This window comes from Kluyvera georgiana ATCC 51603 (genome assembly GCF_001654985.1).
Lineage (GTDB): Bacteria > Pseudomonadota > Gammaproteobacteria > Enterobacterales > Enterobacteriaceae > Kluyvera > Kluyvera georgiana.
This window is the reverse complement of record NZ_LXEU01000049.1, coordinates 101,826-127,889: the sequence shown is the minus strand read 5'-3', so window position 1 is coordinate 127,889 and position 26,064 is coordinate 101,826. Positions and strand designations below refer to the sequence as shown.

At 55.3% G+C, this 26,064-nt stretch carries 25 protein-coding genes and 1 pseudogene; 7 read left to right on the top strand and 19 right to left on the bottom strand.

Features of this window, described 5'->3' with window-relative positions:
• Positions 1–3 precede the first annotated feature (3 nt).
• The 9 genes from rsxG to blr form a co-directional block, all read right to left on the bottom strand.
• A complete protein-coding gene (rsxG, locus tag M989_RS12370; RefSeq protein ID WP_064545687.1) occupies positions 4–624 on the bottom strand; it encodes an electron transport complex subunit RsxG in 621 nt (206 codons plus the stop codon).
• 8 nt (positions 625–632) lie between these two features.
• Positions 633–1,685: an electron transport complex subunit RsxD gene (gene rsxD / locus M989_RS12365; RefSeq protein ID WP_064545685.1), complete on the bottom strand. Its 1,053-nt coding sequence runs from the start codon at positions 1,683–1,685 to the stop codon at positions 633–635.
• Positions 1,686–3,920: an electron transport complex subunit RsxC gene (rsxC, locus tag M989_RS12360; protein WP_064545683.1), complete on the bottom strand. Its 2,235-nt coding sequence runs from the start codon at positions 3,918–3,920 to the stop codon at positions 1,686–1,688. It lies immediately after the preceding gene.
• On the bottom strand, positions 3,913–4,488 hold the full coding sequence (rsxB, locus tag M989_RS12355; RefSeq protein ID WP_064545681.1) for an electron transport complex subunit RsxB: 576 nt from the start codon (positions 4,486–4,488) through the stop codon (positions 3,913–3,915). The genes rsxC and rsxB overlap by 8 nt, the downstream gene beginning before the upstream one ends.
• The gene (gene rsxA, locus M989_RS12350) at positions 4,488–5,069 is read right to left on the bottom strand and encodes an electron transport complex subunit RsxA (protein ID WP_064545680.1); all 582 of its coding nucleotides are present in this window, start codon (positions 5,067–5,069) and stop codon (positions 4,488–4,490) included. Before rsxA ends, rsxB begins: the two co-directional genes overlap by 1 nt.
• 77 nt (positions 5,070–5,146) lie before the next feature.
• Positions 5,147–5,587, bottom strand: a complete 441-nt coding sequence (locus M989_RS12345; protein ID WP_064545678.1) for a DUF2569 domain-containing protein — start codon at positions 5,585–5,587, stop codon at positions 5,147–5,149.
• 84 nt (positions 5,588–5,671) lie between these two features.
• Positions 5,672–5,887 carry a transcription modulator YdgT gene (gene ydgT / locus M989_RS12340; protein WP_064545676.1) on the bottom strand — a complete coding sequence of 72 codons (216 nt, stop codon included), beginning with the start codon at positions 5,885–5,887 and terminating at the stop codon, positions 5,672–5,674.
• 284 nt (positions 5,888–6,171) lie between these two features.
• A complete protein-coding gene (locus M989_RS12335; RefSeq protein WP_064545674.1) occupies positions 6,172–7,542 on the bottom strand; it encodes a GH1 family beta-glucosidase in 1,371 nt (456 codons plus the stop codon).
• Between the two features lie 117 nt (positions 7,543–7,659).
• A complete protein-coding gene (gene blr, locus M989_RS12330; RefSeq protein ID WP_064545672.1) occupies positions 7,660–7,803 on the bottom strand; it encodes a division septum protein Blr in 144 nt (47 codons plus the stop codon).
• Positions 7,804–8,039: 236 nt separating this feature from the next.
• Here blr and M989_RS12325 point away from each other — a divergent pair, with 236 nt between their 5' ends.
• Positions 8,040–9,080 carry an oxidoreductase gene (locus M989_RS12325; protein WP_064545670.1) on the top strand — a complete coding sequence of 347 codons (1,041 nt, stop codon included), beginning with the start codon at positions 8,040–8,042 and terminating at the stop codon, positions 9,078–9,080.
• Positions 9,081–9,123: 43 nt separating this feature from the next.
• Here M989_RS12325 and add read toward each other — a convergent pair whose 3' ends face one another.
• The 3 genes from add to M989_RS12310 all read right to left on the bottom strand — a co-directional run bounded on the left by add (position 9,124) and on the right by M989_RS12310 (position 11,305).
• Positions 9,124–10,125, bottom strand: a complete 1,002-nt coding sequence (gene add, locus M989_RS12320; RefSeq protein WP_064545668.1) for an adenosine deaminase — start codon at positions 10,123–10,125, stop codon at positions 9,124–9,126.
• Positions 10,126–10,303: 178 nt separating this feature from the next.
• A complete protein-coding gene (locus M989_RS12315) occupies positions 10,304–10,825 on the bottom strand; it encodes a phosphoribosyltransferase (protein WP_064545666.1) in 522 nt (173 codons plus the stop codon).
• Between the two features lie 45 nt (positions 10,826–10,870).
• The gene (locus M989_RS12310) at positions 10,871–11,305 is read right to left on the bottom strand and encodes a hypothetical protein (protein ID WP_064545664.1); all 435 of its coding nucleotides are present in this window, start codon (positions 11,303–11,305) and stop codon (positions 10,871–10,873) included.
• Positions 11,306–11,403: 98 nt separating this feature from the next.
• Between M989_RS12310 and M989_RS12305 the strand changes: the two genes are divergently transcribed.
• From M989_RS12305 to M989_RS12295, 3 genes are all read left to right on the top strand, one after another.
• Positions 11,404–12,174, top strand: a complete 771-nt coding sequence (locus M989_RS12305; protein ID WP_064545914.1) for a DeoR/GlpR family DNA-binding transcription regulator — start codon at positions 11,404–11,406, stop codon at positions 12,172–12,174.
• A gap of 160 nt (positions 12,175–12,334) precedes the next feature.
• Entirely contained in the window at positions 12,335–12,868 is a 534-nt protein-coding gene (locus tag M989_RS12300) for a hypothetical protein (protein ID WP_064545663.1), read from the top strand.
• Positions 12,869–12,904: 36 nt separating this feature from the next.
• The gene (locus M989_RS12295; RefSeq protein WP_074398783.1) at positions 12,905–13,189 is read left to right on the top strand and encodes an HNH endonuclease; all 285 of its coding nucleotides are present in this window, start codon (positions 12,905–12,907) and stop codon (positions 13,187–13,189) included.
• A 26-nt stretch (positions 13,190–13,215) separates the two neighbouring features.
• Here M989_RS12295 and M989_RS12290 read toward each other — a convergent pair whose 3' ends face one another.
• From M989_RS12290 to M989_RS12275, 4 genes are all read right to left on the bottom strand, one after another.
• Entirely contained in the window at positions 13,216–13,794 is a 579-nt protein-coding gene (locus tag M989_RS12290) for a nucleotidyltransferase family protein (protein ID WP_064545658.1), read from the bottom strand.
• 100 nt (positions 13,795–13,894) lie between these two features.
• Positions 13,895–14,845: a spore coat protein U domain-containing protein gene (locus tag M989_RS12285; protein ID WP_064545656.1), complete on the bottom strand. Its 951-nt coding sequence runs from the start codon at positions 14,843–14,845 to the stop codon at positions 13,895–13,897.
• Positions 14,836–17,178, bottom strand: coding sequence for a fimbria/pilus outer membrane usher protein (locus M989_RS12280; protein ID WP_064545654.1), 2,343 nt, complete (start codon positions 17,176–17,178; stop codon positions 14,836–14,838). Before M989_RS12280 ends, M989_RS12285 begins: the two co-directional genes overlap by 10 nt.
• Complete coding sequence (locus M989_RS12275; protein ID WP_064545651.1) at positions 17,144–17,860, bottom strand: fimbrial biogenesis chaperone; 717 nt, start codon at positions 17,858–17,860, stop codon at positions 17,144–17,146. The genes M989_RS12280 and M989_RS12275 overlap by 35 nt, the downstream gene beginning before the upstream one ends.
• Positions 17,861–17,979: 119 nt before the next feature.
• On the opposite strand from M989_RS12275, the pseudogene malI reads away from it, so the two are divergent.
• Positions 17,980–18,900 (top strand): annotated as a pseudogene (gene malI, locus M989_RS12270) (Mal regulon transcriptional regulator MalI); the annotation flags it as partial.
• 47 nt (positions 18,901–18,947) lie between these two features.
• On the opposite strand, the gene M989_RS12265 reads toward malI, so the two are convergent.
• Positions 18,948–20,459, bottom strand: a complete 1,512-nt coding sequence (locus M989_RS12265; RefSeq protein ID WP_064545913.1) for a YdgA family protein — start codon at positions 20,457–20,459, stop codon at positions 18,948–18,950.
• Positions 20,460–20,557: 98 nt separating this feature from the next.
• Complete coding sequence (gene manA / locus M989_RS12260) at positions 20,558–21,736, bottom strand: mannose-6-phosphate isomerase (RefSeq protein WP_064545648.1); 1,179 nt, start codon at positions 21,734–21,736, stop codon at positions 20,558–20,560.
• Positions 21,737–21,935: 199 nt separating this feature from the next.
• Between manA and fumA the strand changes: the two genes are divergently transcribed.
• Complete coding sequence (gene fumA / locus M989_RS12255; RefSeq protein WP_064545646.1) at positions 21,936–23,582, top strand: class I fumarate hydratase FumA; 1,647 nt, start codon at positions 21,936–21,938, stop codon at positions 23,580–23,582.
• A 102-nt stretch (positions 23,583–23,684) separates the two neighbouring features.
• Positions 23,685–25,088 carry a class II fumarate hydratase gene (fumC, locus tag M989_RS12250; protein WP_064545644.1) on the top strand — a complete coding sequence of 468 codons (1,404 nt, stop codon included), beginning with the start codon at positions 23,685–23,687 and terminating at the stop codon, positions 25,086–25,088.
• On the opposite strand, the gene tus is transcribed toward fumC, so the two are convergent.
• Positions 25,085–26,017 carry a DNA replication terminus site-binding protein gene (gene tus, locus M989_RS12245; RefSeq protein ID WP_064545642.1) on the bottom strand — a complete coding sequence of 311 codons (933 nt, stop codon included), beginning with the start codon at positions 26,015–26,017 and terminating at the stop codon, positions 25,085–25,087. The genes fumC and tus overlap by 4 nt on opposite strands.
• Positions 26,018–26,064: the final 47 nt, after the last annotated feature.

Sequence of the window (26,064 nt, the reverse complement as noted above, 5' to 3'; positions counted from 1 at the left end):
GATTTACTCTCCACAGGCTTGCAGTTGCGACAGTTGATTCGGCAGCGTTTGAGCATACAATCCGGCGCGTTTCACCGCATTGACCACCGCGCGGGGGGTAATCGTCGCACCGGTAAACTGATCAAATTGCCCACCGTCTTTTTTTACCGCCCATTGGCTGTCGTCCGGGCCAGCGATTTTCTTCCCGCTGAAGAAGGTAATCCAGTCGAAGAGGCGGAGTTCAATTTTGTCCCCCAGCCCCGGGGTTTCATGATGCTCGGTGACGCGCGTGCCCAGCACGGTGCCGCTGAAGTCGGCGCCGACCAGCAGTTGAATCGCCCCGGAATAACCGTCTGGAGCGGTGGCTTCAATGACTGCGGCCACCGGTTTATCGTCCTTGCGGGCAATATAGATTTTGTGTGTGCCTTTCCCCAGTTCTGGGGCATCGACGACAAAGCAGCTCTTTAGCAGCGAATTATTATAGCTGTCAGCGGGAATGACCTGCTGGAACAGCGCATTTTGCTGCTTCTCTGCCTGCTCATCAATGGTGTGCTTGGTTAACTGGTTGATCGCTGCGGTGAGCCCGGTAGAACCTGCAGCGAATAGCGCCAGCGTGACACCGTGTTTACGCATGGTTTTTAACATCGTTATCCTCAGCGGTGTCCGTAAACGCGCGGGCGCGTGTAGTAGTCGATCAGCGGTACCGTAATGTTAGCCAGCAGCACGGCAAAGGCGACGCCGTCCGGATAGCCGCCGAAGCTGCGAATCAGCCACACCAGCAGGCCCGCCAGCGCACCAAAGATCAGACGTCCACGATTGGTCGTCGAAGCGGTCACCGGGTCGGTCAGAATGAAAAAGGCGCCTAGCATGGTCGCACCCGACAGCAGATGTATCTGTGGTGAAGCAAGGTCGTCCGGATGAAGCAGCCAGCCGAGCGTTGCGCAGACCGCCAGACTCAGCAGAAAACTCACCGGGATATGCCAGCGAATCGCTTTCTGCCATAGCAGGAACAGGCCGCCAGCAAGGTAGGCGAGGTTCACCCACTGCCAGCCCACGCCAGCCAGCGCGCCGTGATAAATGGCTGCGTTCAGAATCTCTTCTACCGACTGGCCGGCATGACGAGAGGTTTTGAAGGTATCCAATGGTGTTGCCTGGCTGATGCCATCAATACCCAACTTCAGGGCATTCATATCCTGACCCGAGACGGTGTGACCGGTAAAGATCATCTGCACCGCGTCCATAAAACCCGGCGTCGCGGCAGCAACGCCGTGCGGCGGCAGCCAGGAGGTCATCTGAACCGGGAAGGAGATCAGCAGAACCACGTAGCCAATCATCGCGGGGTTAAACGGGTTCTGTCCCAGTCCACCATACAGCTGTTTAGCAATAATGACGGCGAAGGCCGTGCCCAGGACAACCATCCACCAAGGTGCGAAAGGGGGAATACTGATGGCCAGCAGTAAGCCGGTCAGCAGCGCCGAGTTATCCGCAAGCGTTCGGGGAATATTTTGTTTGCGCAGGCGCAGGACCAGCGCTTCGGCAAGCCAGGCGGTCACAATCGCCAGGATGAGCTGAATAAAGGTTCCCCAGCCGAAAAACCAGCTCTGCACCAGAATACCGGGCAGGGCGGCGACGATCACCAGCATCATAATGCGCGATGTCTGGCGATGGTTGTGGGTGTAAGGGGAACTTGCGATCTTGAAAACCATTTAATCCTCGTTAACGGCCTGAGCGGCTTTCCTGGCTTGAACACGGGCAATAGCAGCAGCAACGGCGGCTTTGCGGGGATCGTCGTTGGCGGCGGGTTCGCTAACAGCGCTGTGCGCCGCTTTACGCGCTTTGGCACGGGCGACAGCGGCCTCAACCGCGGCTTTACGCGGGTCAACGGTGTCGCTCTCGCTGACAACCGGTACCGTGTCCACTGACTGCTTTGCTTTTCGTGCTTTGGCGCGCGTGATGGCAGCTTCAACCGCGGCTTTACGCGGGTCAACGGTGTCGCTCTCGCTGACAACCGGCACGGTGTCCGCTGATTGTGCCGCTTTGCGCGCTTTGGCGCGCGCGATGGCAGCTTCAACCGCGGCTTTACGCGGGTCAACGGTGTCGCTCTCGCTGACAACCGGTACGGTGTCCGCTGACTGCGCCGCTTTTCGTGCTTTGGCACGGGCGATGGCTGCTTCAACCGCCGCTTTACGCGGGTCGCTGCTGGCCTCTGTCACATCGACTTCTGGCTGCGTTTCAGCTTTACGGGCTTTTGCTCGTGCAATCGCCGCCTCGACGGCGGCTTTGCGTGGATCGATGACATCATTAGCGCTTTGACGTTTCTCCGCCTGCGCTGCGCGAGCCTGCGCTTTACGCGCTTCGCGCCCGGCAGTAACAGCGCTGTTATCCGGCAGTGAGCCGGATTGAATGACAATCGGCTGCGTTGCCTGCTGCTGTTTTTCACGCACTCGCGCCAGGGCGGCATGAATAGCGTCCTGGTCCCTGACGGTCGGCTGCACGGCCGCTTTTTTATGGCGTTCTTCGTGGGCGACTTTCTCACGTTCAAGTCGCTGTTGGCGCGCTTCGAAACGGGCTTTCGCTTCGGCGGCGCGCTGTTCTTCCTGGCGGATGGCGTTGATTTCCGCCTTTTCCTGACGGAAATACTGCACCAGCGGAATACTGCTCGGACACACCCATGCGCAGGCGCCGCACTCGATGCAGTCTGACAGATTATGGGCGGTGGCCTTATCGTGCTGCTGACCTTTGCTGAACCAGTAAAGCTGCTGCGGCAGGAGGTCCGCCGGGCAGGCGTCAGCACAGGCACTACAGCGGATACAACCTTTTTCCTCTTCGGGTTCGCCCATTTCCGCAGCCGACGGGGCCAGCAGACAGTTGGTGATTTTCACCACCGGAACGTCGAGCCAGGGCAGAGTAAAGCCCATCAGCGGGCCGCCCATAATCACCATCTGATCGCTGGTCGGGCAGAATCCCGCGTGGCTCAGCAGGTGTTTGACCGGCGTACCGAGACGCGCCCAGACGTTGCCCGGCAGCGAAACCGATTCGCCGGTCAGCGTTACCACGCGTTCGGTCAGCGGCTCGCCGTCGATCACTGCACGCTTCACCGCGTAGGCCGTCCCGACGTTTTGCATCAGGATGCCAATATCGGAAGAACGTCCACCGTGCGGCACCTGCTTACCGGTCAAAATCTGCGTCAGCTGTTTCGCGCCGCCGGAGGGGTATTTGGTTGGAATGACGCGCAAACTTATGCCGTGGCAGCCTGCAAGCACTGCGCGCATCATTGAGATAGCCTGCGGCTTGTTATCTTCGATGCCAATCAGCACCTGCTGCGGCTGCAAAATGTGCGCCAGAATCTGGATACCTTCGACGATCTGCGCAGCGCAGTCCTGCATCAGGCGATCGTCAGCCGTAATGTACGGCTCGCATTCGGCGGCGTTGATGATTAACGTCTCAATCTTATCGCCACCACCACGCAGTTTAGTACCGGTCGGGAAGCCCGCGCCGCCTAAACCAGCCACGCCAAACTGGTGAATACGTTCAATCAACGCTTCGCGGCTGTGATTTTTGTAATCATGCCAGCCGTCGCGGGTTATCCACCGGTCTTCACCGTCGGCATCAATGATGACGCTCATTTCCGGCAGCGCAGAAGGATGCGCCGTCGCATGTGGTTCAATGGCGACAACCGTACCTGAGGTTGGCGCATGAACGGGCAGCATCCGACCCCAACCGCGGGTCAGCGGCTGGCCGCGCAGGACGCGATCGCCAGGCTGAACGCACAGTTCGCCTTCGGCGCCGATATGCTGCTTCAGAGGGATCACAAAACGCTGGGCAAGCGGTATCTGGCGCAGTGGTGTGCCGTTAGATTGCGTTTTCATCTCTGGCGGGTGAATGCCCCCGTCGAAATCCCAGATCTTGTCTTTTCTGAAGGCGGAGAATAGCTTAAGCATGGTGTTCCACAGGAATAATTCGTACCGGGATCGTGTGCAGGTCCCATTTCCAGCTTTCGGTGGTCGTTTCTACCGGGCGTAATTCAATACACTGAGTGGGGCACGGGGCGACACACAAATTGCAGCCGGTACACAGGTCGCTCACCACGGTGTGCATGGCGCGCGTGGCACCAATGATGGCATCCACCGGGCAGGCCTGAATGCACTTGGTGCAGCCGATACAGTTATTTTCATCAATAACCGCCAGCATACGCACCGGCTCTGCCACAGCTTCACCGCCGCCGATAGGCTGCGGGTCGACGTTCAGTAGCTCGGCGATTTTCAACATGACGGCTTCACCGCCAGGCGCGCAGCAGTTAATTTTCTCCCCGTTACTCACCGCCTCAGCATACGGACGGCAGCCCGGGTAGCCGCATTGGCCACACTGGCTTTGCGGCAGCAGTTCATCAATTTTTTCGACTACCGGGTCGTCCTCAACGGCAAAACGGCGTGAGGCGTAACCGAGAATGACGCCAAAAATCAGCCCTAACAGGCTGATTGCAGCGACAGCAATCCAGAAGGTCATCATTACAACTTCACCAACCCACTAAAGCCCATAAAGGCCAACGACATTAAACCGGCGGTAATTAACGCGATGGCGTTACCGCGGAAAGGGGCGGGCACGTCGGAAACGACCAGGCGCTCGCGAATGGAAGCGAAGAGCACCATCACCAGCGAGAAGCCTACGGCGGCGGAGAAACCGTACAGCGCCGATTGCAGAAAATTGTGGCCGAGGTTGATGTTCAGCAACGCGACGCCGAGCACCGCGCAGTTGGTGGTGATCAGCGGCAGGAAAATACCCAGCAGACGATACAGCGCCGGGCTGGTTTTACGTACCACCATTTCTGTGAACTGGACGACCACAGCAATGACCAGAATAAAGGCCAGCGTGCGCAGGTAGACTAAATCCAGCGGGATGAGGATCCAGGTGTCGATAAGCCAGGCGCAAATAGATGCCAGCGTCATCACGAAGGTTGTCGCCAGCCCCATTCCCATAGCGGTTTCCAGTTTTTTGGAAACGCCCATAAACGGGCACAGCCCAAGGAACTTCACCAGGACGAAGTTATTTACCAGAACTGTACCGATAAAGAGCAATAAATAGTCAGTCATCATTCGACCTGTAACAAAAAAAGCCACCTATTATCTGACAAAGTGCCTCAAGCGACAACAGGTTAACTGTGGGGTTATTACGCGCGGGTAAAGGTGCGTTTAACCCGTTGAGAACGCTTGAGATAAGGCACAATCAGCGCGGCTGCCAGCAGGGGCAGCAGAAGCTGACGCACGGCCAGATCGTCGGAGATAGGTGAAAACGCAAAAGCTTTGACCGCCAGCAATACGCCAATCATCAGCCAGATAATGTAGTGTTTTGGCACGTTGCGACGACGTTTGAAGAAAGCAATAGTCAGCCACAGCGTGTAATACCACATGGCAATAAACGACAGAAATGACAGACCAAGAAATAGGGTATTGCTACCGCCCATCTCTTTGACCAGCGCCAGAGTATGAGGATTAAGCAGGACGTAACCAAATTTCACCAGCGTGACGGTGATGCTTAAAAGCTGAACAAGCAGCCAGGCTAATGGGCCAAGTAGCCATCCGCCAATACGTTCTGCAGAATTATCTGACATTGTGTCTCCTGAAAATCAGCGCCAGTCATGAGAAGGGAAATACAGGTCGAGGAGTATAAGCAACTGGCGCTGAGGAAAAAACTATTATTGCACAAAACGCCAAACGTTCTTGGGAACCTGTCCAACATCGTACAAACGACCGCCAGAAACCAGCTCAGCACGGCGATGGTCGGCCGCGCGATACATATTGATAAGCTCTTCTGTGTTGGTCAGCGAATAGTTCAGGTGGTCGTAGAGTTTTTCAAGATTGTCCAGCGAACTCACTTTGCGGAACTTTAATAAATAATCCAGAACGGTCATTTGAGGGCATCCATTATAATGTTAAAGCTCACCGTACACCGTTTTCTTCCGGGCAAAAGGGCGAAAACGAGACGGTTAATGCGGCATTTATAGCCAATGTGTTTATTGACATCCGTTTTAATAGAGAGTTCAGCGTATGCCGCTCAACCTCAGTGGGATATTGCGGATTATTTGGCTAATAAGAATGAATTACAATGACAGAAAATGTGCTTATTGATTTCACCCCAAAAAAGAGGGCGTTTTTAAGCAGTCAGGGCGTCGGTTGACGCCCTGAAAGGGAGGGGTTAGCGGTTTTCGCCGCGGCTGGCAATCACGTCTTTGTACCAGAAGAAACTTTTTTTACGTTTACGCGCCAGGTTCTGCTTATGGTCGACGTAAACAAAGCCATACTGCTTTTTGTAGCCGTTGAGCCAGCTTAGCAAATCGATAAATGACCACGGGTAATATCCGCGTACATCGGCACCGAGTTCAATTGCTTTTTCCAGCGCATCAATGTGTACGCGCAGGAAGTCGATCCGCGGATCATCAACCACTTCTCCATCGATAATCGGGTCAACCGCGCCTAGGCCGTTTTCAGTGATATAGATAGGAATATCGCCGTAGCGTTCTTTGATCATCATGATGCCATCGGTCAGCCCCTGCGGCCAGATTTCCCAGCCCCATTCGGTATAGACGCTTTCCGGATTGCGCACGAAGTAGAACAGCCCCTCGACGCCCTGTTCGCCGCTGACTTTTTCTTTGGGCGGCTGGGCGGAAACGGTCTCACGGCGATAGTAGTTGAGACCAATAAAGTCACAGCGGTTGTTACGCAGCAGTTCGTCATCGCCCGGCGCGAAGCGCGGTACGCCCCATAGCGCCTGCGACTGTGCCAGCAGTTCATCCGGATAGCGGCCTTTCAACACCGGGTCGTAGAGCCAGTGGGTATGAATGGCGTCCGCCAGCTCGGTTGCGGCAATATCTTCCGCGCTATTGGTCAGCGGCGAGTGCGGCTGAAGCACGTTCACAAAGCCAATTTCACCTTTTATCTCCATGCCGCGGAAGGCTTTCACGGCCATGGCGTGGGCGATAAAAACGTGGTGACAGGCCTGAATGGCGCGCGCCGGGTTACGCACTGACGGCGGATGGCTGCCGGTGATATAGCCGTGGCCAATAAACACGATGGTTTCGTTAAAGGTGGCCCATTTCTTCACCCGCGAGCCAAAGCGTGAATAACACAGGCGGGCATACTCTTCAAACGCCTCCGCAGTGGAACGCGCTTCCCAGCCGCCTTCATCCTGAAGCGCCTGAGGCAGGTCCCAGTGGTAGAGGGTAATCATCGGCTCAATATTATGCGCCAGCAGCGCGTCAATCAGATCGCTATAGAACTTCACGCCCGCTTCGTTAATTTTGCCGCGGCCTTCCGGCAACAGGCGGGGCCAGGAGATGGAAAAACGGTAGCTCTGCAGACCCATTTCGGCCATCAGTTCAACGTCTTCTTTGACCCGATGGTAGTGGTCGACGGCAACGTCGCCGTTGGTTCCCTGGTAGGTGGCCCCGGGTTGATGAGAGAAAATATCCCAGATAGACGGGCCTTTGCCGTCTTCGTTATATGCACCTTCAACCTGGTACGCTGCAGTAGCGGCACCCCAGAGAAAATTTTGGGGAAAAGCAGACATGTAACACTCCTTATCTGTGTGATAAGGGGAGTGTAAAGTGAGGGCTTATGATGTGCAACCGGTTTCAGAAACCGGTTGCACGGATGCGATCCGAATCACTTTTTTAACGTGTCGAAATTACTTTTTTTGCAGTGATGCGGTGGTCGTGGGTTCCGGCGACTTATAGTCGTCGATGTGATGCGCGACAAACAGCAGGAGAACGGAAAAACCCAGAATAACCCAACCAATCAGTTCAACAATACGAGACAATACGGAATTCATGAAATTTATCTAACAATCCATTGATAAAATAATGCCAGAGCAAGATCTTAGCGCGCTCGCACCACAACGCAAGTTTTCAGCGGAATCGATTCTACGGATGCTTAATATTTCAACAATCGACCGTTTGCCTGGCCATAATGTTATTAAACTGTTGTACGGCATCATCAGATGAGGTCAAATAAGAAATCGATTACAAAATTAGTTGAATCCCGTTTCTTCAGAAGTGAGGCTGCAATATGAGTGACCCAATCCGCGTAGGGCTGGTGGGCTATGGCTACGCCAGTAAGACATTTCATGCGCCGCTGATCGGCGCCACGCCAGGTATGGAACTGGCGATTGTCTCCAGCAGTGACGCCGCTAAGGTGCATGCCGACTGGCCAGCGGTCAGCGTGGTGTCCGACCCCCAGGCGCTGTTTAACGATCCGAGTATTGATCTGATTGTCATTCCTACGCCTAACGATACCCATTACCCGCTGGCTAAAGCTGCGCTGGAAGCAGGGAAGAACGTGGTGGTCGATAAACCCTTTACCGTGACACTGTCACAGGCACGCGAGCTGGGCACGCTGGCAAAACAGCAGGGCAAACTGCTTTCGGTATTCCACAACCGTCGCTGGGACAGCGACTTCCTGACGGTTAAGGCGCTGATTAATGAAGGCAAATTAGGCGACATCACCCATTTCGAATCACACTTCGACCGCTATCGGCCGCAGGTACGCGCCCGCTGGCGTGAACAGGCTGGGCTGGGTAGCGGCATCTGGTACGATTTAGGCCCGCATTTACTGGACCAGGCGGTCAACCTGTTTGGCTTACCGCAAAGCCTGTATGTCGATCTCGGCCAGCTGCGTCCGGGCGCGCAGGCGACGGATTACTTCCATGCGGTGCTGACCTATCCGCAGCGTCGCGTCGTGCTCCACTCCACGCTGCTGGCGGCTGCAGAAACGGCACGCTATATCGTCCATGGTACCCAGGCCAGCTATGTGAAATTTGGTCTCGACCCGCAGGAAGATCGCCTGAAAAACGGCGAACGCTTGCCACAAGCCGACTGGGGCTATGATATGCGCGACGGCATTCTGACCACGGTTGAAGGCGAAGAGCGGGTAGAAGAGAGCTGGCTGACACTGCCGGGCAATTACCCTGCATATTACGCTGCCATTCGCGATGCGCTGAACGGTATTGGCGACAACCCGGTCCCCGCAGGTCAGGCCATTCAGATTATGGAGTTGATCGAACTGGGCATTGAATCCGCAAAGCATCGCGCCGCGCTGACGCTGGTATAAAGAGGCAGGAAAATCCCGGTAGCGAAAGCTACCGGGATGGCTTTTATCCGCGTTGTACGCGGGCGATTAGCGCCTGCTTTTCGCTAGCCGACAGGAAGGCCATTTCCAGACCGTTAATCTGCGCCTGGCGAATCTGCGCCGCAGTTAATCCCGCTGCAGGGGCGGCGATGTGATATTCGTGTTGAATATCGATCCCCTGTACGGCCGGGTCGTCGGTATTCAGGCTCGCCAGCACGCCGTGCTCCAGGAAGGTTTTCAGCGGGTGCTGCGCCAGCGATGCGACGGTACTGGTCTGAATATTGGAGGTCAGGCAGGATTCGATGCCGATGCGTTTCTCTGCAAGGAAATCCATCAACGCAGGATCTTCAACCGCTTTGACGCCGTGACCAATACGCTCCGCGCCAAGCTCACGAATGGCCTGCCAGATACTTTCCGGGCCGGCAGCTTCACCGGCATGGACTGTGATGTGCCAACCGGCATCACGGGCACGAGTGAAGTGGTCGAGGAACAGAGTGCCCGGGAAGCCGAGCTCGTCACCGGCCAGATCGAGTGCGGTAATACCATCGCGGTGTGCCAGCAACGCGTTCAGCTCTTCTTCACAGGCCGCTTCGCCGAAGGTGCGGCTCATGATGCCAATCAGACGCGCTTCAACGTTAAAGGCTTTGCAACCTTCTTTTACGCCGGCAATCACCGCTTCGACCACGCCGTCTACCGGCAAGTGGTGGGTCATCGCCATATAACGCGGAGAAAAACGTAGCTCAACGTAGTGCAGGCCATTGCGCGCCGCATCTTCTACGTTCTCATAAGCAACGCGACGGCAAGCTTCTAAGGACGCCAGCACCTTAACCCCCCAGTCAAGCTTGCTGAGGAAGCTCACGAGATCCGGTTCATTGCTGGTGACCTGCACGTGTGGCAGTAAGGTTTCCAGCGTAGAGGCAGGCAGCGACAGATTAAACTGGCGGCCGAGATCGAGGATGGTTTGGGCGCGAATATTACCGTCAAGGTGGCGGTGAACGTCAGTTAAAGGCAGGTTGGTATCGATCATGGCAGCACCCTTATTTTAGTTAAAGTGCAAAACATTATACCATAGGGCTATAACCGATTAAAAGTATCGAAAAAACTCATGTAACAGGGTATTTGCGAAATAATAAGGGTATTTACCTGGTTTATTGTGTCGTCTGATGATTGGCAAACCTCTCGAACGGTAATGCCCTGCAGCTCTTTTATTTAGTAATGAGTTTTGCCACATTCGGCCGGTTGCGATATTTATCTTCCCATGGCATCCCATAGCCCACCAGCAGATCGTCATTTTCCATTTCATAGGCATAGTACAATTTTGCCGGAATACTGACGCGGCCCGGTTTGACAAACAGGACGGCCACGGCCACGGAGGCGGGGTGAAAATTGTTCTGGAGTAACTCAACCAGGCGCTTCATAGTGCCCCCGGACTCAATGGCATCATCAATAAGAATGACGTGACGGTTCGCAATCGCAATATTCTGGTGATAAACAATTGAGGAGTTATTGTGGCGTTCGCCGGGCGTGTGCGGGCAGGAGATATAATCCATATTAATGTCGAAATTGAGTTGCCTGGTCAGATCCGCCGTGTAGAGGATCCCGCCGGGCACCACGGTAATCACGACGGCATCGGTATAATCTTGATTGAGTCGCGCAGCAACGTTGCGCACACCTTCGGCAATTGCCGCTTCGCAGAGAATAATGTCGCCAATAGCGTGAGTGTTCATCGTTGCTTCCATTTTAGTTGGTTGAAATACGGTAACAGGGCTGAATTAACCCAACTTAATTACTTCGCCGCGAATAATTCCGGCAATTAAATCTCTGGCATCACGGGATGACGGCAGGCCGTGATGCTGCCCACCGTGGTATTGCGTTAGCCAGTAGGTCAACATGCCCAGCGTCAGGCGAATGGCGCGTTTGGGAATGTAGACCACGGCGGCAACGACCGTGGTTAAACACTCAGTAACAATGGACTGAATGGCAATCTTTTCAGTGGCGGCCTGCGCTAACAATGCGGCATAGAGTGATTTCAGCTCACCCTTGCGAGATTCGTAGTAATACTGGATAAACAGGTCTTCAGCCTGGGCGATCTTCTGTTTGTTAAACCACGCTCGGGTTTGACGTGCCAGATGCTTAACCGCGTGGCTGAGGTTTTGCGGTAGCCCTCGTAATAAACGATCGTTACTAATATCCGGGGTTGATTGCATAGTGACAACCTTTTCGCCAGTGACAGGACATTGACAGCAGCATCAGGAATGCACGATCATGCTTCTTGTTGCTCGTTATAATGAATAAAGGAGTTATTTTGCTCGATTATGCAGCTTTTCCCGATCAACGGCAAGCACTGATTCGCCAAATTCTGGCGGAGAAAGGCAGGGTAGTTTGCGTGGAGCTTGCCGCGCAGTTAGGTGTGTCAGAACACACCATTCGCCGTGATTTACATGGGCTTAGCAAGGAAGGTATCTGTAAAAAGGTCTATGGCGGAGCCGTGGCAACGCTGCCTGAGGCGGGAAATTACGTTGAGCGGAAAACAACCAAGGTGGACACAAAGAGCATAATCGCGCAGAAATGTGCGCAACTCGTCAGGCCCAACGGATGCCTATTTATTGACTCCGGGACAACCAATCTGGCGATGGCCGAAGCGCTGCCGGCAACCGTCGAGCTGACGGTCGTGACCAACTCGCCGGAAATCGCCACTGCGCTGCTTAAAAAGCCGCTGTGTGAAGTGATTATGCTGGGCGGCGGCGTGCAGCGCGCCTCCGGCGGCTGCGTTGGCGCTCCGGCGCTGGCACAGCTGAAGGGCATTCTTTTCGATCAGGGCTTTATCGGCGGCTGTGCTATGGCCCCCGAGTCGGGCCTGACCGGCTTCGACTACGCGGATTGTGAATTTAAAAAAGCGGTTATTCAGCAGTGCAGCGAGATTATTGTCGGCTTAACGTCCAACAAAATTCCTGCCGTCGCGCGCTATATCGTCGCTGAAAGCCACCAGATTGATATTCTGGTGGTTGAGGAGAGCGTGAGTAAACAATATGCCGACGCTTTCCGGGAATATGATATTCAAATACACGCCGTTTAGCGTGCTATGGCGGCGCTTCACCAAAGCAACAGCTTTAACCACACGCCGACAGCGCGATAATTCGACGCTCTTTTTTCCATTTTAATTTAAGAATATCTGTAAGTTAGCCGATATTAATCGGTGGACGATTTTTATTTTATTAATGGAGCAGCGGAAGAATATGCAGCTGGTGCACGGTATTGAACAGATTAAATTGAATATTGCCGAGCTTGAACGGGGGCGTGGCTCCACCGGTGCGGTGTTAGAAGAGTACCGGCTGCTGATTCAACGCGGAACCTGTTTCATGTTGTACCGCTCCGCAAAAGGCGTAGCTTTTGCACCGTCACGCTTTATTGGCTATGTCGGCAGTACGCTTGTTAGCCATAGAGAGAATGCGATGCGCGATGGTCGTGTAACCAACAAGGCCATCAACACCATTCTTGGGCAGAATCCAACGCCCAACGCGCTGTTGGACAAATATTACCGTGAGTTTTGCGTTGCAAATGGAATTGCGCCCTCGAAAAAGGGGACGTTTGGTGTTGAGAGAAAATATTGGTTGTCGCCTGACTTCGTTGACCTGAAAACGTTGTTGGAAGATATGGCCATGCGTGACGTTCAAACCACAGCGGATATCGCCGAGACGCAGCGCGAACAGGTGGTTCTGGCAAGAATCGGTCAGGGGAATTTCCGTGCGGGTTTGATTAATTTATGGTAAGGATGCAGCGTATCATGCTGCGATTTTATCCCGGCATTGCGTGCTTCTCATATTAAACCCTGGTCAGTGTCCTCTAATGATGAGCGGTTGGACATGTACAATGGCCTGCTTCTTACCCCCAACCTGGACATCTTATTTGATAAGGGATTGATTTCATTTAAAGATGATGGCGGCATATTAATCTCGCCACGCTTACCGGAAACGGCCCGTATTGCATTAGGATGCGATGAGTCGATGGGCATCAAACCCAAAGCCGAGAACATTCCTTATCTCGCCTGGCATCGCGATAATCTGTTTATCTGTCGGGATGAGTCATTATGATTATGCAAACCCGCTTTTTGCGGTTTTCATTCTGTTTGATGGCAAGGATGATCCTCAATAATCCGTAACAAAGGATACCTTGTCAGCCACCGCTTCTCCGCAACCCGCTGCCAGAAAATCGCGCGTTTTTCATGCTCAAAGCGCGGCGTTGGGCGTAGCCTTAGCTCAAACAGGTCCTCAAGCCCATAGGGCGCTATCGTCTCCAGACGATGGTTATCCGTGAGCCTTACGGCTACCGCCGTTGCGGTCTCAGGCCAGAAATGTAGCGCATCCTCCGTTGAGCGATAGGGAATGTCACCGTTGCGCCGGTGCATTCGTGCCTGGTTTTTAACCGACCAGTTAAAGACGGGGCTAAGCCGCTTCAGGGTTGCTTCAAGCTCGCGATCCTGCGCTTCAGAGCATTGCGAATCATCAAACCAGACCACATCCACGTCTGCAGGCACAGGAGACCGGGGGTGTTTATGTCGATATGACCAAACGGCGTCGCGCACAAAACCGGCGCCAATCCAGCCGTCGGGGAGATGAAGATGACGAAGGACGATTAGCGCCTCCATCCTCAGCGCGTCGTTCAGAAGTAGGGCGTGCAGCGTTGGCAAATAGTTCATGGGTCGGCGTTTTCTCGATTAGGTGCGGGTTCCATATTACGCGGAAAGCAGTAAGGAGAAAGCAGACTTTTCGCCGTGCATCAGCCGCGATATCACGCGTTTAGTAGGTCAATGTCACCACCACCGTGTCGGTATAAACACCCGCTGACGGCCATTGCTGCGCCGGTACGTGGCCATAGACGACCATCTGCTGCGGCTGCCCGCCGCTGGCGTACTGCTTTTGCGGGCTGCCTGGTGTCCATTGCGCGGTATGGGCAGCGTCCTGGTAGAGATCGTAGCGGAGGCATTCTCCGTTATGACAGAGCTGGCGCTGGCTACCGTCCGGGTGTAAACCCTCACCGATGCTTAACGCGTAGCTGGTGCCGGTAGGGCACTGGATAGCGATGCTGGCCGTCGCGTCCGCCTGAAGCTGGCTGCCCTGAACCGGGCTTTTATTGCCGAAGGCCATATCATCGACGTTGACTATCTCGCAGCCGTTTTTGACGGTGGCGGTGGCGCTGATTTGATCGGTCACGGAGGTGCCGGAAAGCCCGCTGCATGAAGGCAGCGCCTGCATTGATGAGGCCGACGTGTAGCTTATCTGTACGCTGGTGGCGTAATCATAATAATCGCCCGCGCTGACGTTGTTTTGCCCGGCATTTATTTTACCAATCAACGGGATGTCGTGCTCGACGTTGCCTTGTCCGGCCGCCAGCTCAAGGTCAATCTGCGCATAGACATCCCCGTTCTGGCTGAGCGGATGGTGAAGATCGTAAATCGAATACAGCGAAAAATAGAGCGGCGTGGTTGAGGGTTCATTCTGGCTCATCGGGATTGGGTCGTTGGCCATCAGTTTCAGGCAGGCGCGGACAAATTCGCTATGGTTGTCGTAGTTATTGCAGGTAAAGGGGAGTTTAGTGCTGGTAGCGCTACTTTGACCGGGCGTGACGGTGCCAAAGCTTAACCCTGCCGGGCTGCCGTTCCAGCAGTTTGCCGCGCGGGCGTCCGGACTCAGTGTGAACATCAGCGTGAAAAGCAGGGCCGCTAGCCCCAAAAGGCGATTTATTGACATCGTGCGTTGAGCGTCTCCAGTGAGCGAGTTGAGGTAAATTTTTGCGGCAGCGTTACGCGACAGGAGGATGATCCCCACCGCACCTTGAGGCTGCCGCCCGCGGAGGGATCTTCAAGATAGATTTTGCCGTCGTAGCCGGTAATGGTCTGTTGTGTCCCCCGTGCTGGCGCCTCACCGCGTTTATTTTCTACGTTAACCTGGGCGGAAAAGGGCACGCTTTTTCCGTTGGCCATTTTCACCGTCAGCAGCACTGCCCGGGTTTTATAGATGCTGAACCGGGCGAGCGCGCCGCGGCCGGTTTGGGGGATCACCACCTCTTCGGTGTAAGGCGCGCGATAGTCTTCTTCCAGACCTAACGCATCAATATCAATCCGATTTTCCTGATAAGGATTGAGGTTATTGAGGAACAACCTGCCGTTTTTATCCGTATGGCCCACCGGTCGATGCTCGAGATACACCGGCACGTTCGGCACATTGGCCGTGTCGACGATGGCAAACGCGCTGCCCAGCATACGCGTGGCGTAAAGGTTACCTGAGAACAGGCCTAACGCGCCGGAAAGCGAACCGTACAGCGCGTTATCGCTTGTCTGTCGATTCATCCCGAGAGCCATATCGCTCCAGCGGGTACGGCGTTGCAGGCTGGCATGCATATTGCTGCTCTTCCCATTCTGCGCCGACAGGTTCCAGCCCCAGCCTGGTTTGTTCGAATCCAGCGAGCGCGACAGGCTGGCCTGCACGGCGTTACCGTCTTTATCGTGACTATTCTGCAACGACAGATAATCTTTGCGGTTATTCAATGGCATGCTGAAATTCAGGTACACCGTGGTATTGCGCTCGTCGCCCAGATCTTCAGTAATGCTCGAGGAGAGATTCACCTGATGGGGCAGACTTTTCGACCACGACAGCCCGATATACTGCGAGGATGAATCGCAGTAATTTTGCCTCACCCAGCTCACGCCGAGGGTTCCTGGAGCATCCAGGGTGATGCTGGCGAATGCGGAATCTTCACGGGTGGTAAGATGGTTATCCGCAATAGATGAAATATCGCGAAAGCCGCTGTCCGCCTGTGAATGGTTAAAAGAGAGATTGAGTCGACGGTTATTCCACTGCCAGCCTGCGCCCCATTGGTGACCGCCATCCTGACGATACTGGCCGCTTGCCGCGTTGGCGTGAATGATGCCCAGCTCTGGCGACAGCAGATAATCCCAGCCTAGCCCCTGATAGTGCAGCGCTGTACTCTGTTCGGTATGGGCTTCCAGCGTGGTTTTGTTACTCAGGCCGTAGCGCCAGTCGCCAACGCCAACCAACTGGTTGTCGTAGCCAAAGGAGCGTTCCGTGTAATCCTCTCTTACCCAACCTGCGCTAATCCCCCAGGTCGTCAGTCCCGCCGAAAGCAGCTGCGTGGCGCCATACAGATCCAGGTTAACCACCCGCTGCTGGCCATTGATGTCGGTGATCACCACCTGGGCCCCCTCATTGCCGGTAAAAATGGGCGCCGTGTTGAGGGTGAACTGGCCGGGGTCGACCTTTTGCGAGGAGGTTTTTATGCCGCGCACGTACAGATCGACGGTGGATGGCAGCGTGACGCTGTCGGTCAGAATATCCTGCGATGAGGTGCTGAAATTAGGCTGTGTGGCATAGTTATGGGCCAGGCTCACGCCGCCAAAGCGAACGCTATGCGTCCAGCTTTGTGTCGAAGTAAAACTATCGCCGAGCGTCATGGAAAACAGCTTATCCACGTTCTGATAATTCCAGTTGCTCATCAGTCGCCGGGTGCCGTTTTGCGCGTTATTGGACCCGGTGGAATCCTGGGTATTCATCGACGTAGAGAAAAAGCCCGGACCAAGACCAAAGGTACGAAACTCGCTGGATAGCGAAGCATCCTGTTCGCCGTTTTCGTGGCTGGTGAACACGTTATAGTTCAGCGCCAGGCCGCGCACCTGCGGAGAAAGCTGGTCGGCATGAATCAGGTGTGAACCGTTGTCGTTGGTCAGCAGACTGTCGCGGCCAAGCCAGTCCTGGCTGGCGACGATATTGATGCTTTGGTTCAGGTTATCGAACGTGACGTTCAGCCCGTCCTGCGAGCTGAAATCGACGTAGCCTTTCTCCAGGGGCAGCGAGGCGGTTTTGATGTCCAGTTTGCGGGCATCACTGACGGCAATAAACAGTTTATTATCAATACTTTTGGCCTTCACGAAGCCTTTAATCGGCTGTCCGTTAATGACGGCGGTCAGATAGAGTGTCTCAGCGGCCGCGGCATGCGCGTGAAAACAGACCAGAAACCAGATTGGCAGCGTTTTAAGGTGTAAGGTTAAAGGTCTGTTTTTGCTCATTATCATTTAAATTCAGTGACAAGGATGACGCGCTGCTGATTCCATTAGGTAAAGGCCATTCCTTTTCACTGTGGGGCAATACGTACCCCAGTAGCCCCTGGCTCATCACCTGGCGTTTGCCGCCGGAGAGCAGGGTGAGATTGCCGAGCTTAATATGCTGCGCGCCGTTATTACGTACCCTAAGCATGACCGGGTGAGCCGAGCGGTCGAGGCTAAAAACGAGGTCCTGCGGATTGGGCGGTTGTGCGTTGCAATTAACGAATACCGGAATGGAGTAGCGCAGTAAAAAGCGCACGCCATCTTTGGGCGCCATATTACTGGCGCCCGGGAGTTCATCCACTACCAACCGGTAGGCGCGTTCGTCGCCGCCGGTAAGTGGCGCTGGAACAATCACCCGGATCAGCTGCTGGCGGCCCGCGGGGATATTGGTCATCGGCGGGCTGACCGCAAGATCCCCGGTCTCGCGGAGCATTTCTTCGTTATTTTGCTGATGCCAGGCATAGGCGCGAATTTGTGCGCCAATCGCCGCGCTGCCGGTGTTCTTCACGTAAACGGCCTGCGCGGTTTCACCCGCGCAAAAGCCGATGTTAACCGGATAAACCTGAAGCGTAGCCGCCGCTGAAGGCAGGGCCAGCAGGGTACCGGAGGCCGCGATCGCCGCCGCAATCAGTAAATGCTTCATCGGTTTCACCCTTAGTGAGGTTACGGTTAGTAAGCGACGGTCAGCGTGACGGTATGGCATAGTTACCCGCCGGAGCCTGAGCAAGGGCGTCGGCGGTAACTCGACCATAAATGGGGATAACCGGCGAGCGGGTTTATCAGGCCATCGATCAACTGGGTTTCGTGCGTAACCGCCAGGCCGTCTCGCTACGCGGTGGGCAGACGGGGGTGATTGGTCTGATCGTTGGCGACCTGTCATCACCTTTTTACGCCGAACTGACGGCGGGGATGACGGCTGCGCTGGAATCACAGGGCAAAATGGTTTTTTTAACCCAGGGTGGCAAACGTGGGGAGCAGATGCTGCAACGCTTTGAAGCCCTGGTTTCGCAGGGCGTTGATGGCGTGGTGATTGCGGGGTCGGTGGATCAGGCATCGGAGCTGCGGGCTAAAGCGGCAGAAACCGCCACGCCGCTGGTGTTTGCCTCGCGTGCGAGCTACCTCGATGAGGTGGATATCATTCGTCCGGACAATATGCAGGCCGCGCAGCTGGTGACCGAACATCTGATTCGTCGCGGCCATCAGCGTATTGCCTGGCTCGGCGGGCAAAGTTCATCACTCACGCGAGCAGAGCGGGTGGGCGGTTATTGCGCCACGCTTATCAAGTACGGTCTGCCGTTTCACAGCGATTGGGTGCTTGAGTGCGAGTCCAGCCAGAAACAGGCGGCGGAAGCCATTACCGCGCTGTTGCGGCACAATCCGACCATCTCAGCGGTGCTGTGTTACAACAGCGTGATTGCCATGGGCGCCTGGTTCGGTCTGATGCGCGCGGGTAAACAAAGTGGTGAAGACAGCGTTGAGAGCTACTTTGAACAGCGCGTGGCGCTGGCGGCGTTTGCCGACGTACCGGAGACGGCGCTGGATGACGTCCCCTTGACCTGGGTGACGACGCCTGCGCGGGAAATGGGCCACAGCGTGGCCGAACGGATTTTACAACGTATTGATACCGGTCAGGGGGCGGCGAGAAATCTGATTATGCCGCCGCGGCTGGTGGCGCGGAAATAATAAAAAGCCCCTCGTTGAGGGGCTTTCGTTGCTGTAGCCGAAGTCGGTTACGGCGCGGGTGCTGCGGCCGGTTCTTCCGGATCGGCCAGCGTCGGAATACCGAACATACCGACGAACTCATCCAGCGGCATTTTCTGCCCGTTCAGCGTCACCTGACCATTGGCGTACTGCAGGCTGCTGGTGATCGCATCGTCCTGCGTGGTGGTCAGGCGGAACATCTGGCCCATTGCCGCTAGCCCCTGAACCTGCTGTTTGGCAAGCTTCGCTGCTTCATCCTGCTGATAGCCTTCCAGCTGTGCAACCTGGGTCATCAGTTCAGTGGCCATCCCGGTCGGGATGTTGAGTTTGGCATCGAGCGATTTCACGCCACGATCGACCTGCTGTGCCAGCGTCTGTGCTTCACCGGTTGCCTGAGCAGGATCTTTCAGCGCCAGTGACAGGTTCAGAGAACTTTCGCCTTTGGCATTTTTCCAGCTAAGCGGTGACAGTGTCACAACAGGGTCGCCTTTCAGCAAAATCGGCAGCGAGCTGAACAGGGCGTCCACGGCTTGCTGCTGGTACAGTTCAGGATTTTGCGCCAGATCCGGTCGCGCCATCAGCGCCTGGGTCTTCGCCTGGTACTGCTGGCTGAACTGATGCATTGCGACGCCGTCGATACCGTCGACTTTTAGCGTCAATTGCCCGCTACCGAAATCTTTATTTTGTAGCTTCAGACTGTTGAGAGAGTAGTCCAGCTGGCTGTTGATTTTTTTGCCATCGGCGGTCAGCTCAGATTTGCCGGCGATGCGCATGCCGTTCAGTTCGGCCAGATCTTTTCCTTCCACACCAATAGCCAGGCGCTCAACGCTCAACGTCTGGTCGCCGATGCGTTCATCAAAGGTGGTCAGTTTGCTGGAACCGTCGGTTTCCAGATTGTTGAAAGTGAACTGCACTTTCTGACCGTATTCGTTAACCGCGTTCACCTGGCCGCTTTTGGCTCCGCCGGTCAGCGACACCAGACTGCCCTGGTTGTCGGCGGAAAGCGTGAATTCACCGCCGCTAAAGGTCACCTTGTCGGTTTCTTTTTCGTAATCCAGCGGTTTGAGTGAAATAGCCGATGAGGTATCGCCGTTGTAGCTGATGCGGGTGTTGATATCAAACGGTGACTGACCTTTGGCAATATCAAACAGCGGCTTGGTGACGTCGTTATTGACCAGCACCGTGTTGACTGACGCCATGGCGGGCACCAGATTGAACGATTTCAGCGAAGCCAGCGGGAAGGGACCGTGGCTGACGTTTTCATCCAGCAAGACACTCTGGCCCGGTTTCAGCCATGAGTTTTCGGCACCGGCCAGCGGTTTGACGACCATTTTCAGCTGACTGCTGAAGACGCCGCGCTGGTAATCCTGGTAGCTCAGCTCCAGGCCCGCTTCTGGTGCGGTTAGCTTCAGCTGGGCATTCGCCTGCGCAACCATTTCGGCAATACGTGATTCAAGCTGTTTACCTGTGTACCAGGAGCCCGCTGTCCAGATAACCCCTAAAGCGACAATGACACCTGCAGCAACCCGCGTTTTTTTCATCATATTTGTCCATAAAAATGAAACCAGGCGGGAAGGCCGCCTGGTTAAGTCATAAGGCTATACCAAAGAGTAGCAAGCCTGTCCGCAAACTTCAGTATTTACTTTAACTTATTATATACGCGCGCTAAACGACCGCTGCCGCTCACCTGAATAGGTGACTCATTGGCCGCGACAAAGGCAGATTCACCCGGTTGCAGCACCAGACGCCGATCGTTTTTACTCAGTACCGACTCACCTTCCAGGCAGAAGACAATCGCTGCGCCGTCCTGTGCGAGGTGGGTTTGCTCGGCGGAGACATCGTGTAGAGAGAACGCGAAATCATCGACCGGAATCGGAAAATCGAGCTCGCCGCCATGCTGAGTCGGTTGGGTTAACAGCGTGTTCGCCGGTTTCGCGGTGAATTTGACGTTGGCAACCAGTTCCGGAATATCAATGTACTTCGGCGTCAGGCCCGCGCGCAGGACGTTATCGGAGTTAGCCATCACCTCCAGACCGGTACCGCGCAGGTAGGCGTGCGGTGTTTCTGCGAACAGGAACATCGCATCGCCCGGGTTGAGCTTCACGATGTTCAGCAGCAGCGGGGAGAAGAGGCCGCTGTCGTCCGGATAGAACTCGGCAATCAGGCGAATAGCATCCCAGGCGTCGCCCTGCTGCGTTTCCAGCGCGGTGCGCAGCACGCGCAGGGCGCGGTTTTTTTCTTCGCCCTGCATATTCAGCAGACCCGCGAAGAGGGCGCTGAGGCGCTTGCTGGTCGGTTCGGCGATAAACTGGCCGATAATCGGGTTGGCGTCAGCCACTGGCGCAAGCAGCGCGGCGATGTCGGCAAACTCGCGGAAGGCGTTCATTGCCAGGAACGGCGTCAGGGCAAAAACCAGCTCCGGCTTGTGATTCGGATCTTTGTAGTTACGTTCGGCCGCATCCAGCGGGATACCGGCGGCGTTTTCTTTGGCAAAACCGACTTCGGCGGCCATTTTGCTCGGATGCACCTGAATAGAGAGCGGCTGAGCGGCACACAGTACCTTAAACAAGTAGGGAAGCTCGCCAAAACGTGCGGCGACTTTTTCGCCCAGTAGCGCGGTTTTGTCGGCATCAATCACATCACGTAATGAATGTACGCTTCCTTTGCTATCCGTTATCTTTGAGCTGCTCTTGGGGTGCGCGCCCATCCACAGCTCCGCCATTGGCAGACCGTCAGGATTGGTCATTCCATAGAGTTCCGTTAACGCAGTTTTGCTGCCCCAGGCATAGTTTTGCACTGAGTTGATGAGTTTTTGCATTATCAAGCCCTGTTTCAATGTGGATTCTTTGCGACGTATTAAAGCAAAAAAATGCGCTCTCGTATGCTCAAGAAATAAAAAGTCGTACTAGTCTCAGTTTTTGTTAAAAAATTGTGTACGATAGGGTAACTCGCTTTTAACCTGGGCAAATGGAAAGACTGCCCTTCACCACATCATCAAAGCTGTAAGTGAGAGCACAATGTCGAATAAACCTTTTTATTATCAGGATCCTTTTCCGTTAAAAAAGGACGAAACCGAATATTATCTGTTGAGTAACGACTACGTTTCCGTCGCAGAATTTGAAGGGCAGGAAGTCCTCAAAGTTGCCCCGCAAGCGCTGACGCTTCTCGCCAAACACGCCTTCCATGACGCCTCCTTTATGCTCCGCTCTGCGCATCAGCAGCAGGTGGCCGATATCCTGAACGACCCGGAAGCCAGCGAAAACGACAAGTACGTGGCGCTGCAGTTCCTGCGTAACTCTGATATCGCGGCCAAAGGCATTCTGCCAACCTGTCAGGATACCGGCACCGCGATCATCATGGGAAAAAAGGGTCAGCGCGTGTGGACCGGTGGTGGTGATGAAGCGGCGCTGGCGCGCGGCGTCTACGATACCTTCATCGAAGACAACCTGCGCTACTCGCAGAACGCCCCGCTGGATATGTACAAAGAGGTGAACACCGGCACCAACCTGCCGGCGCAGATCGATCTCTACAGCGTGGATGGCGACGAATACAAATTCCTGTGCATCGCGAAAGGCGGCGGCTCGGCGAACAAGACCTATCTCTACCAGGAAACCAAAGCGCTGATCACCCCGGCGAAGCTGAAAAACTATCTGGTTGAGAAGATGCGTACGCTGGGCACCGCAGCCTGTCCGCCGTATCACATTGCCTTTGTCATCGGCGGCACGTCGGCTGAAGCGACGCTGAAAACCGTCAAGCTGGCCTCGACCAAATACTATGATGGTCTGCCGACTGAAGGTAACGAACACGGCCAGGCGTTTCGCGATGTGCAGCTCGAAAAAGAGCTGCTGGAAGAAGCCCAGAACCTGGGCCTTGGCGCACAGTTCGGCGGAAAATACTTCGCCCATGACGTTCGCGTGATCCGCCTGCCGCGTCACGGCGCTTCTTGTCCGGTAGGGATGGGCGTCTCCTGCTCGGCTGACCGTAATATCAAGGCCAAAATTAACCGCCACGGTATCTGGATTGAGAAGCTGGAAAACAATCCGGGCAAGTATATTCCGGAATCGCTGCGTAAAGCCGGTGAAGGCGAAGCGGTGAAGGTGGATCTCAACCGTCCGATGAAGGAGATCCTGAAACAACTTTCCCAGTATCCGGTTTCAACGCGCTTGTCGCTCAGCGGCACGATTATCGTGGGGCGCGATATTGCGCACGCCAAGCTGAAAGAGCGTATGGACAAAGGCGAAGGTCTGCCGCAGTACATTAAAGATCACCCGATCTACTACGCGGGCCCGGCAAAGACGCCGGAAGGCTACGCTTCTGGTTCTCTCGGCCCAACCACGGCAGGGCGTATGGACTCCTACGTTGACCAGCTGCAGTCTGAAGGCGGTAGTATGATCATGCTGGCAAAAGGCAACCGCAGCCAGCAGGTGACCGATGCCTGCCATAAGCACGGCGGTTTCTATCTTGGCAGCATTGGCGGCCCGGCGGCGGTGCTGGCGCAAAGCAGCATCAAGAGCCTGGAGTGCGTGGAGTATCCTGAACTGGGAATGGAGGCTATCTGGAAAATCGAAGTGGAAGATTTCCCGGCGTTTATCCTCGTGGACGACAAAGGGAACGACTTCTTCCAACAGATTCAGGCGTCACAGTGCGCCCGCTGCGTGAAGTAATCTTTTAACCGCCCTTCGGGGCGGTTTTTATTTGTACCATAATCATCTTAGCCTGCTTGAGCAATGTCACTTCACAATCACTTTGAATTCAAGGAGAAAGTAATGACAACGTCACGCCGCGAAAGCGATTCTATGGGGCCGATTGAGGTGCCAGCCGACAAACTGTGGGGCGCGCAAACCCAGCGTTCCCTCGGGCATTTTCGTATCTCCACCGAGAAAATGCCGCTTTCGTTGATTTATGCCCTGGCGCTGACCAAGCGCGCGGCGGCTAAGGTGAACCAGGATTTAGGTCTGCTGAAAGCCGACAAAGCTGGCGCTATTATTGCCGCGGCGGATGAGGTGCTGAACAACCAGCATCCGGATGAGTTCCCGCTGGCTATCTGGCAGACCGGTTCGGGCACGCAGAGCAACATGAACATGAATGAAGTGCTGGCAAATCGCGCCAGCGAGCTGCTGGGCGGCGAGCGCGGCATGTCGCGATTGGTACACCCGAATGACGATGTGAACAAAAGCCAAAGCTCCAATGACGTGTTCCCCACGGCGATGCACGTGGCGGCGGTGATTGCGCTGCGCGAACATCTGCTGCCGCAGCTGGCGGTGTTGCAGGCCACGCTACGCGAAAAATCTGAGCGTTTTCGCGATATTGTCAAAATTGGTCGTACGCATCTGCAGGATGCCACACCGCTCACGCTGGGGCAGGAGTTCTCCGGCTGGGTGGCAATGCTGGAACATAATCGCCGCCACCTGGAACAGAGTCTGCCGCACGTGAGCGAGCTGGCGCTGGGCGGTACGGCGGTGGGGACCGGCCTGAATACGCATCCAGAGTACGCGGTGCGGGTGGCGCAGGAGCTCGCGGCGCTGACTAACCAACCGTTTGTCACCGCACCAAACAAGTTTGAAGCGCTGGCCACCTGCGATGCCCTGGTGCATGCGCACGGCGCGTTAAAAGGGCTGGCGGCCTCGCTGATGAAAATCGCCAACGACGTACGCTGGCTCGCTTCCGGCCCGCGCTGCGGTATTGGTGAACTGTCGATACCGGAAAACGAACCGGGGTCATCCATTATGCCGGGGAAAGTGAATCCGACTCAGTGTGAAGCGATGACCATGCTCTGCTGTCAGGTGATGGGCAACGATGTGGCGGTCAACATGGGGGGAGCCTCGGGTAACTTTGAGCTGAACGTTTACCGGCCGATGATTATTCATAACGTGTTGCAGTCGATTCGCCTGCTGGCGGACGGCATGGAAAGCTTTAACGAGCACTGCGCGGTGGGCATTGAACCTAACCGCGAACGTATCGACCAGCTGCTTAACGAATCGCTGATGCTGGTGACGGCACTTAACACGCATATTGGCTACGATAAGGCGGCTGAAATTGCTAAAAAAGCGCATAAAGAGGGGCTGACGTTGAAAAACGCGGCGCTGGCGTTAGGTTATCTCAGCGCCGAAGAGTTCGACCGTTGGGTTCGTCCGCAGGAGATGGTCGGCAGTCTGACGGCTAAGGCTTAATCCGTCGCCAGCCAGAGGTGTAGCCGGGGGATAATCAACCGTAGCGGCTGCGCCTCTGGTTTATGGCGATACTGCACGTTATCGGCGTCATAGTTCAGTAGCTCGCCCAGGTCAGGGACGCTGACGCCATTGCGACCCGAAATCACGGCAATCAGCGGGCTGGGACAGGCGTACTGCACCTGCTTTTGTTCGCCTGCATACCAGACGCGAGCAATCGGCTGCACCTTCACCGGCCGTTTAATTTTCAGCCGGGCCTTTTGCGGCAGGGCGGCGATATCCTGATACTCGCGTTCCAGACGTGCTTGCCACTGTTCGCGGGTCCACGGCGGCACGGCGCGCGGCGACTTCAGGCTTTTCTCCAGCTGTGCCAGCACCTCATCGCGCGTCAGATTCTTGATGATATGTTTATTCGCCCAGCCAAAACGAAGGGTACTGGGATCGGAGAGCAGCGCAAGCGAGCGGTAGGCATTGAGCGTAATCAGCCCGGGAATGTAGCGATGTACCCATTCGAAGCGCGCCACGGGCGGTAGGCCAGAATCAACGGTGATAATTTTCTCCAGCTCAGCCTTCAGGCCGTTAATCTGTTGTACTCGGGCGCTTATCGCCTCGTGTTGCTCGCTGCCGGCCTGCAGGCAGATGGCGCCCGGCAGGCGCACTGCCGCTTTACTGCTGCGGTTTTCTGACTGCTGCTGGATAAACAGATGGCTAAAATGCTGGAGCGCCATGGCAAACGCTGTCTGCCCCAGATGCTGTTGTACCTGAATCTGCGAGAGCGGCGCGTGTTCAGACTCTTTACGGACCTCAGGCAGCACAAAAATGCGCGCTGTCAGCAGACGGCATGCCGACAGCTCGTTACGCAGTTCGGCAAGGTTGCGCTCAAGCTGGCGAAAAGTATCGGTGAGTCGTTCAACGAGATCGTAGCGGGTCACGGCGAGTGTCCTGGTTAATTAGTTACAACATACTTTATATTAATGAC

Coding starts and splice junctions, on each gene's coding strand:
- rsxG (WP_064545687.1), bottom strand. CDS start 624: ATGTTAAAAACCATGCGTAAACACGGTGTCACGCTGGCGCTATTCGCT.
- rsxD (WP_064545685.1), bottom strand. CDS start 1,685: ATGGTTTTCAAGATCGCAAGTTCCCCTTACACCCACAACCATCGCCAG.
- rsxC (WP_064545683.1), bottom strand. CDS start 3,920: ATGCTTAAGCTATTCTCCGCCTTCAGAAAAGACAAGATCTGGGATTTC.
- rsxB (WP_064545681.1), bottom strand. CDS start 4,488: ATGATGACCTTCTGGATTGCTGTCGCTGCAATCAGCCTGTTAGGGCTG.
- rsxA (WP_064545680.1), bottom strand. CDS start 5,069: ATGACTGACTATTTATTGCTCTTTATCGGTACAGTTCTGGTAAATAAC.
- M989_RS12345 (WP_064545678.1), bottom strand. CDS start 5,587: ATGTCAGATAATTCTGCAGAACGTATTGGCGGATGGCTACTTGGCCCA.
- ydgT (WP_064545676.1), bottom strand. CDS start 5,887: ATGACCGTTCTGGATTATTTATTAAAGTTCCGCAAAGTGAGTTCGCTG.
- M989_RS12335 (WP_064545674.1), bottom strand. CDS start 7,542: ATGTCTGCTTTTCCCCAAAATTTTCTCTGGGGTGCCGCTACTGCAGCG.
- blr (WP_064545672.1), bottom strand. CDS start 7,803: ATGAATTCCGTATTGTCTCGTATTGTTGAACTGATTGGTTGGGTTATT.
- M989_RS12325 (WP_064545670.1), top strand. CDS start 8,040: ATGAGTGACCCAATCCGCGTAGGGCTGGTGGGCTATGGCTACGCCAGT.
- add (WP_064545668.1), bottom strand. CDS start 10,125: ATGATCGATACCAACCTGCCTTTAACTGACGTTCACCGCCACCTTGAC.
- M989_RS12315 (WP_064545666.1), bottom strand. CDS start 10,825: ATGAACACTCACGCTATTGGCGACATTATTCTCTGCGAAGCGGCAATT.
- M989_RS12310 (WP_064545664.1), bottom strand. CDS start 11,305: ATGCAATCAACCCCGGATATTAGTAACGATCGTTTATTACGAGGGCTA.
- M989_RS12300 (WP_064545663.1), top strand. CDS start 12,335: ATGCAGCTGGTGCACGGTATTGAACAGATTAAATTGAATATTGCCGAG.
- M989_RS12290 (WP_064545658.1), bottom strand. CDS start 13,794: ATGAACTATTTGCCAACGCTGCACGCCCTACTTCTGAACGACGCGCTG.
- M989_RS12285 (WP_064545656.1), bottom strand. CDS start 14,845: ATGTCAATAAATCGCCTTTTGGGGCTAGCGGCCCTGCTTTTCACGCTG.
- M989_RS12280 (WP_064545654.1), bottom strand. CDS start 17,178: ATGAGCAAAAACAGACCTTTAACCTTACACCTTAAAACGCTGCCAATC.
- M989_RS12275 (WP_064545651.1), bottom strand. CDS start 17,860: ATGAAGCATTTACTGATTGCGGCGGCGATCGCGGCCTCCGGTACCCTG.
- M989_RS12265 (WP_064545913.1), bottom strand. CDS start 20,459: ATGAAAAAAACGCGGGTTGCTGCAGGTGTCATTGTCGCTTTAGGGGTT.
- manA (WP_064545648.1), bottom strand. CDS start 21,736: ATGCAAAAACTCATCAACTCAGTGCAAAACTATGCCTGGGGCAGCAAA.
- fumA (WP_064545646.1), top strand. CDS start 21,936: ATGTCGAATAAACCTTTTTATTATCAGGATCCTTTTCCGTTAAAAAAG.
- fumC (WP_064545644.1), top strand. CDS start 23,685: ATGACAACGTCACGCCGCGAAAGCGATTCTATGGGGCCGATTGAGGTG.